General features: G+C 64.6%; 11 protein-coding genes. 6 read left to right on the top strand and 5 right to left on the bottom strand.

Going from position 1 to position 14,289, the window contains the following annotated elements:
• Position 1: 1 nt before the first annotated feature.
• From ACVJGD_RS31425 to ACVJGD_RS31415, 3 genes are read right to left on the bottom strand one after another with little or no spacing between them, the layout of a single operon-like run.
• Complete coding sequence (locus ACVJGD_RS31425) at positions 2 to 958, bottom strand: MBL fold metallo-hydrolase (RefSeq protein WP_456637852.1); 957 nt, start codon at positions 956 to 958, stop codon at positions 2 to 4.
• 12 nt (positions 959 to 970) lie between these two features.
• Positions 971 to 1,204: a DUF2783 domain-containing protein gene (locus ACVJGD_RS31420; protein WP_456637851.1), complete on the bottom strand. Its 234-nt coding sequence runs from the start codon at positions 1,202 to 1,204 to the stop codon at positions 971 to 973.
• A gap of 8 nt (positions 1,205 to 1,212) precedes the next feature.
• Positions 1,213 to 2,826: an FAD-dependent oxidoreductase gene (locus ACVJGD_RS31415; RefSeq protein ID WP_456637850.1), complete on the bottom strand. Its 1,614-nt coding sequence runs from the start codon at positions 2,824 to 2,826 to the stop codon at positions 1,213 to 1,215.
• A 133-nt stretch (positions 2,827 to 2,959) separates the two neighbouring features.
• On the opposite strand from ACVJGD_RS31415, the gene ACVJGD_RS31410 reads away from it, so the two are divergent.
• A complete protein-coding gene (locus tag ACVJGD_RS31410) occupies positions 2,960 to 3,493 on the top strand; it encodes a MarR family winged helix-turn-helix transcriptional regulator (RefSeq protein WP_456640434.1) in 534 nt (177 codons plus the stop codon).
• 156 nt (positions 3,494 to 3,649) lie between these two features.
• Here the strand turns inward: ACVJGD_RS31410 and ACVJGD_RS31405 are convergent, their stop codons facing one another.
• Entirely contained in the window at positions 3,650 to 4,456 is an 807-nt protein-coding gene (locus ACVJGD_RS31405; RefSeq protein WP_456637849.1) for an N-acyl homoserine lactonase family protein, read from the bottom strand.
• Between the two features lie 362 nt (positions 4,457 to 4,818).
• On the opposite strand from ACVJGD_RS31405, the gene ACVJGD_RS31400 reads away from it, so the two are divergent.
• The 4 genes from ACVJGD_RS31400 to ACVJGD_RS31385 all read left to right on the top strand — a co-directional run bounded on the left by ACVJGD_RS31400 (position 4,819) and on the right by ACVJGD_RS31385 (position 11,319).
• Positions 4,819 to 6,291 (top strand): caspase family protein, encoded by a 1,473-nt coding sequence (locus ACVJGD_RS31400; RefSeq protein ID WP_456637848.1) that lies wholly within the window; start codon positions 4,819 to 4,821, stop codon positions 6,289 to 6,291.
• A gap of 147 nt (positions 6,292 to 6,438) precedes the next feature.
• On the top strand, positions 6,439 to 7,098 hold the full coding sequence (locus ACVJGD_RS31395) for an OmpA family protein (RefSeq protein WP_456637847.1): 660 nt from the start codon (positions 6,439 to 6,441) through the stop codon (positions 7,096 to 7,098).
• Between the two features lie 148 nt (positions 7,099 to 7,246).
• The gene (locus ACVJGD_RS31390) at positions 7,247 to 8,170 is read left to right on the top strand and encodes an efflux RND transporter periplasmic adaptor subunit (RefSeq protein ID WP_456637846.1); all 924 of its coding nucleotides are present in this window, start codon (positions 7,247 to 7,249) and stop codon (positions 8,168 to 8,170) included.
• Positions 8,170 to 11,319, top strand: a complete 3,150-nt coding sequence (locus tag ACVJGD_RS31385) for an efflux RND transporter permease subunit (RefSeq protein WP_456637845.1) — start codon at positions 8,170 to 8,172, stop codon at positions 11,317 to 11,319. The genes ACVJGD_RS31390 and ACVJGD_RS31385 overlap by 1 nt, the downstream gene beginning before the upstream one ends.
• Positions 11,320 to 11,334: 15 nt before the next feature.
• Here the strand turns inward: ACVJGD_RS31385 and ACVJGD_RS31380 are convergent, their stop codons facing one another.
• Positions 11,335 to 12,009 carry a Crp/Fnr family transcriptional regulator gene (locus tag ACVJGD_RS31380; protein ID WP_456637844.1) on the bottom strand — a complete coding sequence of 225 codons (675 nt, stop codon included), beginning with the start codon at positions 12,007 to 12,009 and terminating at the stop codon, positions 11,335 to 11,337.
• A 221-nt stretch (positions 12,010 to 12,230) separates the two neighbouring features.
• On the opposite strand from ACVJGD_RS31380, the gene ACVJGD_RS31375 reads away from it, so the two are divergent.
• The gene (locus ACVJGD_RS31375) at positions 12,231 to 14,276 is read left to right on the top strand and encodes an AsmA family protein (RefSeq protein WP_456637843.1); all 2,046 of its coding nucleotides are present in this window, start codon (positions 12,231 to 12,233) and stop codon (positions 14,274 to 14,276) included.
• Positions 14,277 to 14,289 lie beyond the last annotated feature (13 nt).

Here is a 14,289-nt window from a genome sequence, read left to right as displayed (position 1 = left end):
GTCATCCTCCTCCTTGCAGGGCGGCCCACATTTCGCGGTCGCGCTTGTCGGTCCAGATCACGGGATCGTCGATCCCGGACGCCTCGTCATAGGCGCGCGAGACGTTGAACGGCAGGCAATGCTCGTAGATCGCGAAGCTGGAAAATTTCGGGTCCATCACCTCGCGCGTCGCCGCCATCGTCTCCTTCAGCGTACGCCCTTTTGCCACCGACGCCTCGGCTGCGCCGTAGAGCGTGGTGACGAAATCACGCGTCATCGCAATTGCCTCGCGCGTGGTGGCAAGGCCCTTCAGCGCGTCGCCGCGACCCGGCGCGACCGCCTTGGGATTGAAGGCGCGGATCTCGTTCAGCGTCATCGGCCACTCGCGCAAATGCGCATCGCCGCAATAGCAGGCGGAATGATATTCGATGAGATCGCCGGAGAACATCACCTCGGCATCCGGCACCCAGGCGACGATGTCGCCGGACGTATGCCCGGCGCCAAGCTGCATCAGCCGCACCTCGCGCTTGCCGAGATAGATCGACATCTCGCCCTCGAAGGTAAGCGTCGGCCAGGTCAGGCCGGGAATGCTCTGCGCGTCCTGGAACAGGCGGGGAAAGCGCCCGTACTCGGAATCCCAGTCCTGCTGGCCGCGCTCCTCGATCAGGCGGTAGGTTTCCTGCGAGGCGACGATGCCCTGCGCCTTGTAGGCGGAGGCCCCGAGCACGCGCACCGCGTGATAGTGCGACAGCACGACATATTTGATCGGCTTGTCGGTCACAGTACGCACGCGCTCGATCACCTTGTTGGCCATCGCCGGCGTCGCCTGCGCATCGAACACAAGGCAGCCGTCCTCGCCGACGATCACGGCGGTGTTCGGATCGCCCTCGGCGGTGAAGGCGTAGAGATCGGTACCGATCTCGGAGAAGGTGATCTTCTTCTCCGCGAGATCCGTGGTGGACGCAAAGCCTTTGGCCATCGGGTGCCCTCGTTATTGCTGCTGCTGCTGTTGTTGTTGCTGCTGGCTCGCCTCCAGCATCCGTCGCTTGGCGAGCGCGATCGCCTCGTGCAGCACGTCGATGTCGCCGATGTGGTTGGCGAGCACGAGCACCAGCGCGGCGTCGAGATCGGCGCTCTGCGCATCGGTGAGGCCACGATGCGCCTCGACGATGGCGCGGAAGGCGTCGTCGGGTTTTGCGAAGTTCGAGCTGGTCGACAGCGCCATGACAAACCTCAGTTCAAGCCCGACGCCCGCGCCAGCGCCGCCTCTAACAGCGGCCGCGTCGGGTGGCGGAAGCGCGCCGCCACATAGCCGTCGGGCCGCAGCAGATAGGCGGAGCCGGGCTCGGCGTCATAGCGCTTGCCGGCGAGACCCGTGGCGTCGACGAAGCCGTCATCGCCACCGATGCGGATGGTCTTGATGCCCTCGGGCACATCCACCGCAGCGCCATTACCAAACTCCAATAGCGTGAACCGCGTTCCCGCGCTGATAAACGCCTCAGTCAGGAACTGCGGACTGCCGTCACGTCCGGCGATCGGCGCGTCCAGCATCGAAGCGCCCGGCCGAGGTCCGCCGCGCCATGCGTCACCATTCGGCGTCGACAGCGGCGTCTCATAGACCGACGGCACCGACAGCCGGCCGCCATTGACCATGCGCTTGCCGAATTCGGTTTCCTTGGCCAGCGCCAGCACCGCCTGGCGCAGCCGCGCCTCCTGCCGCGAGGCAGGTGCCATGAAATCGGTCGAGCGGGTGGATTCGCGGATGTTCTCATCCGCCGCGGCACTGCGCTCGATGTGATAGCTCTCGAGCAGCGATTCCGGCGAAATCCCGCGCAGCACGCGGTCGAGTTTCCACGACAGGTTCTCGGCGTCCTCCAATCCGGAATTGGCGCCGCGCGCGCCAAAGGGCGAGACCTGGTGCGCGGCGTCGCCGGCAAAGATCACGCGGCCGTGGATGAACTTGTCCATCCGCCGGCACTGGAATTTGTAGAGCGATATCCACTCGAACTCGAACTTGTCGTGGCCGAGCATGCGCGCGATCCGCGGCCGCACATTCTCCGGCTTCTTTTCGTGCACCGGGTCTGCATCCGGATGGAGTTGCAGGTCGATCCGCCAGACGTCGTCCGGCTGCTTGTGCAAGAGCGCCGAGCGTCCGGCATGGAACGGCGGATCGAACCAGAACCATCGCTCGGTCGGGAACGCCGCAGTCATCTTGACGTCGGCGATCAGGAACTGATCCTCGAACATCTGCCCGGAAAATTCCGCGCCGACCATCCCGCGCAAGGACGAGCGCGCACCATCGCAGGCGATCACGAAGGAAGCGCGGATCGTGTAGGCGCCCTCCGGCGTCTCGATGGTCAGCGCGACGCCATCGTTGCGGCTCTCCAGCCCAATCACCTTGTTGCGCCAGCGCAGGTCGATCGCGGGAAGCTCGCGCACGCGATCGACCAGATAGGCCTCGGCATAGAATTGCTGCAGGTTGATGAAGGCCGGCCGCTTGTGACCATCCTCGGGCAACAGGTTGAACTGATAGAGCTGAGAGGCGCCGTGGAAAATCTTGCCGACACTCCAGACCACGCCCTTCTGGACCATGCGCTCGCCGACGCCGAGCCGGTCCCAGAATTCCAGCGAGCGCTTCGAGAAGCAGATCGCGCGCGAGCCTTCGCCGATCCGGTCGGCGTCGTCGAGCAGCACCACCGGCTGTCCGCGCTGGGCGAGATCGATCGCAAGGGACAAGCCCACGGGACCCGCGCCGACTACCACGACGGGATGTTCAGCCGTGTCGGCTGCCGCCCGGTCCTGGTCGGGATGCCTCAGATAGCCGAATTGAGTGCTGGCCTGCGCCATTCGCTCAAACCCTTGCCGCTTCCTCGTGACCCTGTTAAATTAGTCTCACATGCAACGATCTTAAACTCCCGGACGGCGCTGCCGTCAACTCCCCTGCGGAGGCATTTTGACGAAATCGGTTTCGAGCGACGGCATGGCGGCGACGCAGTCCGAACCGGACTCTGTCGCGCCCCGGGAAGACTCGGCCGCCAAGAAAAGGCTCGACCTCTTCCACTTCATGCCGTTCCGCCTCAACCGATTGGCGGCCGAAGTCAGTTCGGCGCTTTCTGCGGAATATCAGGCGCGCTACGGGCTCGACATTCCCTCATGGCGCGTCCTCGCAACGCTCGGCTTCCGCCGCGATGCTTGCAGCGCACAATACATCGCCGATTGCACGCGGACGCATAAGTCCACCATCAGCCGCGCCGTCACCGCGTTGATGGAACGCCAGATCGTCGAACGCGTCGAGAATGCCGAGGATCGTCGCGAATTTCGCCTGCAGCTTACCCGCAAGGGGAAGGCGCTGTACGAGGAACTGATCCCGCGCCTGCTCCGAAGGGAGCAGGAGATTTTCTCATGCCTGTCCGCGCAGGAGCGTCGGCAGCTCGGAAAACTGCTCGGCAAGATCGAACACAGCCTTGAACTGGTGCAGACCAGCGAAGAGGCGGACGCCAAGGAAGCGTATTAGCTGGCCCTAGTCCCTCATGGTGAGGAGGCGCGCCAGCGCGCCGTCTCGAACCATGAGGCCCCGCCGTGGCCTCATCCTTCGAGACGCGCGTGCCGCGCTCCTCAGGATGAGGGGAAACGGTGTGCTTCGCGATGACTGGCAAGGCGCCTTAAACACCTATTTCGCAAACGACCGTGACGGCGCAAGATGGAGGGCAAAGGCGTCAACTTTATCGCTGGCGCGCGGATAGATCTCGGCGACGATTGGATCATGCCCGGGAATGAAACGATCGGGATGCCCGGCGAGCCGCTCGACGGTTTCCCAACCGATCGCCATGTCGCCGATATTGTAGACGATCGGGAACGGGCTGCGCTTCTGCAGATTGGCGTAGTAATGCGCGGCGTCGGATGCCAGCACGACAGGACCGCGTGCGGTCTCGACCCGCACCACCTGCAGGCCATCGGAATGGCCGCCGACACGGTGCACGGTGATGCCTGGCGCGACCTCGCCATCTCCGGAGTGAAACGTGACGCGCTCGCCATAGACATGGCGGACCATCAGCGTCACATGTTCCACGGAGAAAGGATGCCGCAGCATGCCAGTGCACATGCACCGCCCGGTCGCGTAGCTCATCTCGCGTTCCTGCAAATGGAAGCGCGCGTTCGGGAAGCGATCGAGATTGCCGGCGTGGTCGTAATGCAGGTGGGTGACGATCACGTCCCGGATCGAAGCCGCCGAGACGCCGAAGCGATCGAGCGCATCGACCGGATTGAGCGTCAGCTTGCGGGCGCGCAGCTTGGCCTCCTCGGCATTGAAGCCGGTATCGACCAGGATATCGCGGCCTGCTCCTCGAATCAGCCAGACGAAATAATCGAGGTCCTGCGCCGTGGTTTCATGCGGATCAGGCGCAAGAAAGTTCATCTGCGGGGTGCGCGGCGACATTGTCGCATAGCGCAGGGCATAGATCTCGTAGGCGTTTCCCATCGGTTTCGCTTTTCTTGTTGGAGTGGCCGTCACGCGGCAAGCAAGCCATCACGGTTCGCAAAGGTCAAACCTTGCGTGCTTGCCGCGGCTGCATAACAGGACCGCGCGCGACGATGTCGGAGGTGTGCCACATTGCCCACTGCGGCGCTGCCGACGGAACCTGCGCCGCCATCCGCACGGCCATACGAGGCGTGATTTATTCCCTGCCGGAAGCCGTCGCCTCGCGTTTAATTGTCGCAATTAACGATGACAGCGCAAGCGGTTGACGGCCTGTGAGCGCGGTTTGATAATGCCGGTTGCGTAGAGTAAGGTCGCCGCGGCGCAGACCGGGATCGGCGTCTTTTGGCTGGACTGCCGCGATTATGAACATCTGCTTTGCTTTACTCCTCACGTTGATTTTTGCCGTCGCCTCGACCGCCCCCACCTTCGCTGCGGGCGACCGTTATGCCCTGGTGATCGGCAACGCCAAATATCCCGACGCGGATGCGCCGCTGAAGGAGCCGATCAATGACGCGCGCGACGTCGCCGACGAGCTCAAGCGCGACGGCTTCAATGTCGACATCGGGGAGAATTTGACCGGCGAACAGATGCGGCGCGCCTTCGATCGCCTCTACGGCAAGATCAAGCCGGGCTCGGTCGTCCTGCTGTTCTTCTCGGGTTACGGCATCCAGTCCAGCCGCCAGAGTTACATGATCCCGATCGACGCCCAGATCTGGAGCGAGGCCGACGTCCGCCGCGATGGTTTCAGTCTCGAGACGGTCCTGGGCGAGATCAACAGCCGCGGCGCCGGCGTCAAGATTGCCCTGATCGATGCTTCCAGGCGCAACCCGTTCGAGCGCCGATTCCGCAGCTTTTCAGCGGGCCTCGCACCCGTGATCGCGCCGAACGGAACGCTGGTGATGTATTCGGCGGCGCTGTCGTCCGTGATCTCGGACAATGGCAGCGACCACAGCCTGTTTGTGCGGGAACTGCTCAAGGAGATCCGCACGCCCGACCTGATGGCGGAGGAGACGCTGAATCGCACCCGCGTCGGTGTCACCCGCGCCTCGCGCAGCGAACAGGTGCCGTGGATATCGTCTTCGCTTGCGGAAGATTTCTCCTTCATTCCGGGCTCCGCGGCGCGGCCGCAGAGCCCGCCGCCGCCTGCGCCTCCGCCGCCACCGCCGGCTCAAACGGCGGTCGCCCCGCCGGCCCCACCACCTGCCCCACCGTCGCCGCCACCTGCACCGCCTCCGGCGCAAACCACGACCGTTTCGCCACCGCCGCCGCCCACGCCGCCACCGGTGGAAACCGCGGCTCCGCCTGCTCCCCCGGCGACAAAACCGGCCGACGCGCTGGCCGATGATCCGACCATCAAGACGCTGACGGCACGGCTCAACGACAATCCCGATGATGCGGCCGCGCTTTACCGCCGAGGCCAGGTCTATGCCAGCAAGGGCGCCTATGAACTCGCCATCAAGGACTTCAACAACTCGCTTCGGCTCAACCCCAAGGACGTCGAGGCCTACAACAACCGCTGCTGGGCCCGCACCGTCATCGGCGACCTGCAGGCCGCGCTGAAGGATTGCAACGAGGCGCTGCGGCTGCGCCCGAATTTCGTCGATGCGCTCGACAGCCGCGGCCTGCTGAATCTAAAGAGCGGGCAAGCCAAGAACGCCATTGCAGATTTCGATGCGGCGCTGAAGATCAATCCCAGATTGACGTCCTCCCTCTACGGGCGCGGCCTTGCCAAGAAGCGCAACGGCGCGATCGCGGAAGGGGATCTGGACATCACCAACGCCAAGGCGATGGACCCGAACATCGTCAAGGAATTCGCCGACTATGGCGTGCAGTGACAATAATCTGGATAGGTAGCGCCGTCCGACCTCGAACCTCGAGCGGACGTGTGAGACTAAAAATTTAAGGTGGGCCGGGATCAAGCACCGGCAGTGATTTTGGCAGTTGATTTGAAACCGCGCGAGCAGCGCAAGAGGGGGCTGACAATGTTCGACATCTCTGCGAGGAAGAATCTTGCTGCCATGCTTTCGGTTGCAACGATCGGCGCCACGCTTGCCCTTGGCATGGCGGACGCCCGGGCCGGCGACAACGTCACTGAGGAACAGATCCTCAGGGCGCTGACGCCTGAGAAGAAGCCGCTGACCCGCGGCCTGTCGATCGGACCGAAGGTCGAGCCGGCCGCAAACGCCACTGAGGACAAGTTCGTGCAAACCATCCGCGGCCGCTCCACCCGCTCGCTGTCGTCGGCCGAGCGCGAGGAGATCGCGACCATCGTCAAGGACAAGCCCAAGATCGATCTGGAAATCAACTTCGATTACAACTCGGCTCAGATCAACGCCAAGTCGCTGCCTTCCGTGCAGGCCTTGGGCCGTGCTCTGACCAATGCCGACCTGAAGGGCTCGACCTTCGTCGTAGCCGGCCACACCGACGCCGCCGGCGGCGAGGCCTTCAACCAGGACCTGTCCGAGCGGCGCGCCGAGGCGATCAAGCGCTATCTCGTCGACAAATATGGCATCAACGGTTCCGACCTCGTCACCGTCGGCTACGGCAAAAGCAAGTTGAAGGATCCGGGCCAGCCGCTGGCGGAAGTGAACCGCCGTGTGCAGGTCGTGAACATGGAAAATAAGGCGACCGCGTCCAAGTAACCGTCAAGTAAACGGCGTGGCGCGGCGTGATATTTTAGGGGTAAGATGCGTCTCGCATCCCTGCGGGACGCATTTTGTTTTGAGCTAAACTTCAACACATTCGAAGCGTTCCGCTTCAGCTAAACTTCAGGTCTGGATCGATCCGGCGATGAAATTCTCCGAATACCTAAAGCCTGTGCTCGGAACAGTCTTCGTCGTCGCACTTGGCGCCGGCTATTATTGGTTGGAGCATCGCCCGCGTCCGGAAGAGAAGGAAACGCCGGGCCAGGCGCTCGTCGTCGTCACCAAATCCACCAACGCTTGTTTTTCCGACATGGTGCGCGTCACCGGCTACATCGTGCCGCGTCGCGAAGCGCAGGTCGGCGTCGATCAGGAAGGCTCCAAGGTCACCGATCTCCTTGTCCGTGAGGGCGACACCGTGACCGAGAACCAGGAACTGGCGCGCCTGACCCCGCCGCCGCAGCAACAGCAGCAGGCAGGCGGACGCGCAGCATCGCTTTCCCTGCGCGCACCGGCCGCAGGCCTGGTCACCGAGGTGCGGACCGCCGTCGGAGCCCCCGCCTCGCCACAGGCCGGACCGATGTTCCGGATCGCGATCAACAACGAGATCGAGCTGGATGCCGAAGTGCCGAGCATTCACCTCCTGAAGCTCAATCCCGGCGCAACCGTGCGGATCAGCCGCGACGATGCACCCGACATGGTCGGCAAGGTGCGTCAGATCTCGCCGCAGATCGACCGCAACACCCAGCTCGGCCATGTCAGGATATCCCTCACCAACAATCCCTCGCTGAAGGTCGGCATGTTCGCCCGCGCCAATATCGACGCCAAGCGGTCTTGCGGCGTCGCCGTTCCGCGCACCGCGATCGACCGCCTCACCGTGCAGGTGGTCAAGGGTAACACGATCGAGACGCGGAAAGTGCGGGTCGGCTTGACCTCGGACACGTCAACGGAAATCCTTGAGGGCCTCGACGTCGGCGAAACTGTCGTCGCCGACGCCGGCACCTCGCTGCATGACGGCGACCAGATCAAGATCATGTTCGCCGACGAACTCGAGCGCACGCGGACACGCTAATGGCTTTGAACATCTCGGCTTGGTCGATCCGGAACCCGCTGCCGTCGATCGTCTTCTCGATCATCCTGCTGGTGCTGGGCTGGGTCTCCTTCGCCAAGCTTGCGGTGACGCGGCTGCCGAGCGCCGACATCCCCGTGATCTCCGTGGCGGTGTCGCAATTCGGCGCGGCGCCGTCCGAACTGGAAGCGCAGGTCACCAAGACGATTGAAGACGGCGTCTCGGGCGTCGAGGGCGTGCGCCACATCTCCTCGTCGATCACCGACGGCCTGTCAGTGACCACGATCCAGTTCGCGCTGGAGACCAACACCGATCGCGCGCTGAACGACGTCAAGGATGCCGTCACCCGCGTCCGCGCCAACCTGCCGCAAAACGTCACCGAACCGCTGATCCAGCGCGTCGACGTCATCGGCCTGCCGATCGTGACCTATGCCGCGATCTCGCCTGGCAAGACACCGGAGCAGCTTTCCTATTTCGTCGACGACGTTGTCAAGCGCGCGCTGCAGGGCGTGCGCGGCGTCGCCCAGGTCGAGCGCATCGGCGGCGTCGAGCGCGAGATCCTGGTCTCGCTCGATCCCGATCGGCTGCAGGCGGCGGGGCTCACCGCCGTCAATGTCAGCCAGATCCTGCGCGGCACCAATGTCGACCTCGCCGGTGGCCGCGCCGAGATCGGCAAGAACGACCAGGCGATCCGCACGCTCGCCGGAGCCAAGACGCTGAACGAGCTTGCCGGCACCATGATCCCGCTGTTCGGCGGCGGCGAGGTGCGGCTCGACGATCTCGGCACGGTGACCGACACCATCGCCGACCGCCGCACCTTCGCCCGCTTCAACGGCGAGCCGGTGGTCGCACTCGGCATCAAGCGCTCCAAGGGCGCGAGCGACGTCGTGGTCGCCGCCGCCGTGCAGAAGCGGATCGATGCGCTGAAGGCCGCCTACCCCGATGTCGATCTCAAGCTGATCGATACCTCGGTCGAGTTCACCAAGGGCAATTACGAAGCCGCGATCTCGACGCTGTTCGAGGGCGCGATACTCGCCGTCATCATCGTGCTGTTGTTCCTGCGCGACCTGCGCGCCACCATCATCGCCGCAGTCTCGCTGCCGCTATCGATCTTCCCGGCATTCTGGGCGATGGACCTTCTGGGTTTCTCGCTCAACCTCGTCAGCTTTCTCGCCATCACGCTTTCGACGGGCATCCTGGTCGACGATGCCATCGTCGAGATCGAGAACATCGTGCGCCATATGCGCATGGGCAAGTCGCCCTACCGCGCCGCGCTGGAAGCTGCCGACGAAATTGGGCTTGCGGTGATCGCGATCTCGCTCACCATCATCGCGATCTTCGCACCGGCGAGCTTCATGTCGGGCATCGCCGGCCAGTTCTTCAAGCAGTTCGGCATCACGGTGTCGGTGCAGGTGTTCTTCTCGCTGCTTGCGGCGCGCTTCGTGACGCCGATGCTGGCTGCCTACTTCCTCAAGCACCATGCCCATGAGGAGCCGCCGCCGGGCCGCGTGCTGCGGACCTATCACAGCCTGGTCACGTGGTCGGTGAAGCACCATTACATCACGGTGGTGATCGGTTTCGCCGTCTTCGCGGCATCGATCTGGAGCATCAGGCTGTTGCCGCAAGGCTTCCTGCCGGCGCAGGACACCGCGCGCTCCCTGCTGGCGATGGAGCTGCCGCCGGGCTCGCAGCTTGCGCATACCGAGAAGGTGACGGAAGAGATCGTCGCGCGCCTGCGCAAGCGGCCGGAGGTGAGAAGCGTGTTCGTTGACGGCGGCCGGGTGCCGCCGGGCACGCAGGAAGTGCGGCGCGCCGCGCTGATCATCAACTACACGCCGAAGAGCGAGCGCAAGATCACCCAGCGCGAACTCGAGCTTTCGATCAGCAACGAGCTCGAGAACGTCCCCGACATCCGCTACTGGTTCCTCGACGAGAACGGCCTGCGCGCGATCTCGCTGGTCGTGACCGGCGTCGACAGCAATATCGTCAACAATGTCGCAAGCGAACTGGCGACGCAGATGAAGCGGATTCCGATCATCGCCAATGTGATCTCGGAAACCGCGCTCGATCGGCCCGAACTGCGCATCCGCCCGCGCGCCGAACTGGCGGCACGGCTCGGCGTCTCCACCGAGAGCCTGTCGCAGACGATCCGCGTGGCAACGATCGGCGATGTCGGCCCGGCACTGGCGAAATTCGATGCCGGCGACCGCCAGGTGCCGATCCGCGTCCAGCTCGAGGATTCCGCGCGCAGCGACCTGCAGATGCTGGAGCAACTCCGGGTGCCGCTCGGCCAGCGCGGTGAACGCGGCGGCGTGCCGCTGTCGGTTGTCGCCGACATCCAGCTCGACCAGGGCCCGACCAGCATCAACCGCTACGATCGCGAGCGGCAGGCCACGGTCGCGGCCGACCTCGTCGGCAACGCCGCGCTCGGCGATGCAACCAAGCAGATTTATGAGCTGCCGGTGATGAAGAGCCTGCCGAAGGGCGTCAAGGTGAGCCCATCGGGTGACGCCGAAAGCCTCAACGAGCTTTCGGACGGCTTCGCCACCGCGATCACTGCCGGGCTGATGATGGTCTACGCGGTGCTGGTGCTGCTGTTCGGCACCTTCCTGCAGCCGATCACCATCCTGTTCTCGCTGCCGCTCTCGATCGGCGGCGCGATTGCAGCTCTGCTGCTCACCGGCAAGCAGCTCACTACACCGGTCTGGATCGGCATCCTGATGCTGATGGGCATCGTCACCAAGAATGCGATCATGCTGGTGGAATTCGCCATCGAGGCGATCCGCGCCGGCAAGCGGCGCGAGGAAGCGATGATCGACGCTGGCATGAAGCGCGCGCGCCCGATCGTGATGACGACCGTTGCGATGGTGGCCGGCATGATGCCGAGCGCGCTGGCGGTCGGCGCCGGCGGCGAGTTCCGCTCGCCGATGGCGCTCGCCGTGATCGGCGGCCTCTTGTTCTCGACGGTGCTGTCGCTGGTGTTCGTGCCGGCGATGTTCATGGTGATGGACGACATCGGCAACGTGATCTGGCGCTTCAGCAAGCGGCTGATCGTCTCGCACGCCGACGAGGAACCGCCCTCCGACCATCAGGGCGAGCCACCCGCCAAGAAGCAGCACCCATCATCGATGGTCTCGCCCGCCGCGGAGTAGGCGGGCGCGGTCGTCCTACTCCTTCCTCGCCACCGCGGTGAGCTTGTTCATGTTGTGCAGCAGGATTCGTCCGCGCTGCAGGTCCAGGATGCCGTCCTTGCGCCAGAGCTGAAGCTGACGGTTGACGCTTTCGCGCGCGGCGCCGACGAAGATGCCGAGCTGTTCCTGCGAGATGTGGACTTCGGAACCGTAGTCGGACGCCAGCGCGCAGAGCCGCTTGGCGAGGCGAACCGGCAAAGGCTGCAGCACCGATTCCTCCATCCGCTCGCTCATCCATCGGATGCGCCGGCACAGCAGCTCGATCAGCTTCACCGCAACCTTCGGCTCGCGCTCGAGGAAGTTGAGAAAATCCTCGCGGCGCAGCACGAACAATTCGCTTGCGTCTCCGGCGGTCGCGTCCGCGGTGCGGTCCTGGCCATCGAGGACGGCAACCTCGCCGAAGAGATCGCCGGGGCCCATGAAGTTCAGCGTCGGACGGCTGCCGTTGGAGGCGCCGGTCTCGATGCGGACCTGGCCGCGCCGGACCCCGAACAGGGCGTCACCGGCATCGCCCTTCTGGAACAGCACCTCGCCCGCCTGGAGTTGCTGGGTGTGACAAAGACCCGCGAGCCGCTGCAATTCGTCCGCCCCCAAATCGGCGAACATCGGGTTCATCTTCAAAATGACCGCAAATTCGGCCTGTTTGCTCATTGTAATGCCTTCCACAACAACCTCCCGAGCGGCTTGCCTGCAGGCTCGGAGTAACAAAATTCACCCCCATGGAAGTGTGCCATAAGTCACATATGTTTGCAGCAGCGGCAGATTATTTTCGGCCGCTTTGAGCGGAAACCTGTTTCCGGGATAAACTTGTGGGATCGGCTGCGCTGTGGCGCGGCCAGAGGCGTGACGTTTGCGCGGTCTGGAATGTCGAGATGAGAGCACTGAAATTTGCAGGCGCCGCGATCGGAGTCGTGATCGTTATCATCGCGCTGCTTGCCGTGATCGGCATCCCTTCCGGCTTTTTGACGTCGGCGATCCAGCAGCGGGTCGAGCGCGAGACCGGCTATCGGCTCGCCATCAACGGCGGCGCCAAGGTCAGCCTGTGGCCGACGCTCAACATCACGCTGAACGATGTCGCGCTGCAGGATCCGAAGGACCGCGAGATCAACAACCGCCTGACCGCGAGCAGCGTCCAGGCTGACGTCACGCTGTCGAGCCTGTGGTCGGGCCAGCCGCAAGTCACCGACCTGCTGATCGTGCGGCCGGTCCTGACCATGCCGCTGCAGCGCGTGCGCGAGCCCAGTCCGCCCGCCAAGAGCAGTACCGCCGCTACCGGCGAGGCCAAATTCGGCATCGAGCATGTCAGCGTCACCGGCGGCACGATCGTGTTCTCCAATGTGCGCGACCGCGTCGAAAGCCGCATCGAGACCGTCAACGCGGATGCGACAATCGGCGGCGACCGCAAGATCCTCATCACCGGCAATGCGCGGGGCGGCGGCCAGCCGCTGAAATTCGAGATCAAGGCGACCGCGCCTCAGCCGCCGATCGAGCGGCAGAATATCCCGACCGAAATCGCCTTCGAAGCGCCCGGCCTGCTCTCGGCGCCGCTGTCGGCGCGGGCCGAGCTGCGGCTGAGCGGCAGCGTGGTGATGTTCAACGGCGTCAGCGGCACGCTCGGCGACGGCGCATTCAACGGCTGGGCCTCGGTCGATATCGCCAGCAACAAGCCGCTGGTGAAACTCGATCTCGACTTCCAGAAGCTTTCGCTGGCGATGGAGCGCGGCAACCCCGGCACGGCGGCGCAGCCTTTGAGCAGTGCCGTTTGGAGCAATGCCTCGATCGACCTCATCGGGCTGAACTATGTCGACGCGCAGGCGAAGATTTCCGCGGCCGAGCTCAACATCGGCGACGGCCGCTTCGCGCCGGCGGCGATCGAGGCGACCTTGATGAGCGGCGTGCTGAAGGCGCGGCTCGCCAATCTCGGCGCCTATGAGGGCAACGCCAATGGCGATCTCGCCATCGACGCCTCCGCCGGCACTCCGACTTACGCGCTCAGCGCCGATCTCGGCAATGTGCGGGCGCTGCCGCTGCTGCGGAGTCTCGCCGGTTTCGACAAGCTCGACGGCAGGATGCAGGCGAAGATCGCGGTGCGCTCCGCCGGCAACAGCCAGCGCGCGATCATGGGAAACATGAGCGGCACGGCGTTCGCCGTATTCCGCGACGGCGCGATCCGCGGCCTCAACGTCGCGCAGATGATCCGCTCGCTGACGACGAGCCCCCTCTCCGGCTGGCAGGAGGGCGAGCAGCTCGCGACGGACCTGAGCCAGCTTTCGGCCTCGTTCAAGATCGACAAGGGCCAGGCGGTCACGACCGACCTCAACCTGGTGGGCCCGCTGGTGAAGATGACGGGCGTCGGCACCATCGATCTCGGCACCAAGATGATCGGCTTCCGCGTCGAGCCGAAGCTGGTGCTGACCACCGAGGGCCAGGGCCGCGCCTCCGATCCGGTCGGCCTCGGCATCCCCGTGATGATCGAGGGGCCGTGGGATGGCCCGCGCATCTATCCGGAGATGCAGGGCATCCTGGACAATCCCGAGGCCGCCTATGCCAAGCTGCGCGAGATGGGCAAGGGCCTGTTCGGGCCGAACGGCGCGCTCGGCGGACTCCTTGGCGGCGGCGGCCAAGGCGGAAGCGGCACCCAGGACGGCGGCACGAACGGCCAGCGCCAGGGCGGGCAAGGTGGCGGGCTGCTTGGCGGCCAGCTTGGCGAGACCATCGGCAACCTGATCCAGCAGGGCCTGAACGGTGGAACGCAGCCGCCGCGCCCGAGCCGCAGCATCCCGCCGGCCTCGGCGCAGCCGCAGCAACAGCCCGAGCCGCCGTCCCAATCCACAGCCCCTTCGCCGCCGAGCGAGAGCGGCGAGACGCAGGACAGCCAGGCGATGAACGAAGTGCTGCGCCAGCTCTTCAATCGCTGAGGCGCCTCTAGTT

This window comes from Bradyrhizobium sp. USDA 10063 (genome assembly GCF_054063735.1).
This window is presented reverse-complemented; position numbering and strand designations above follow the sequence as displayed.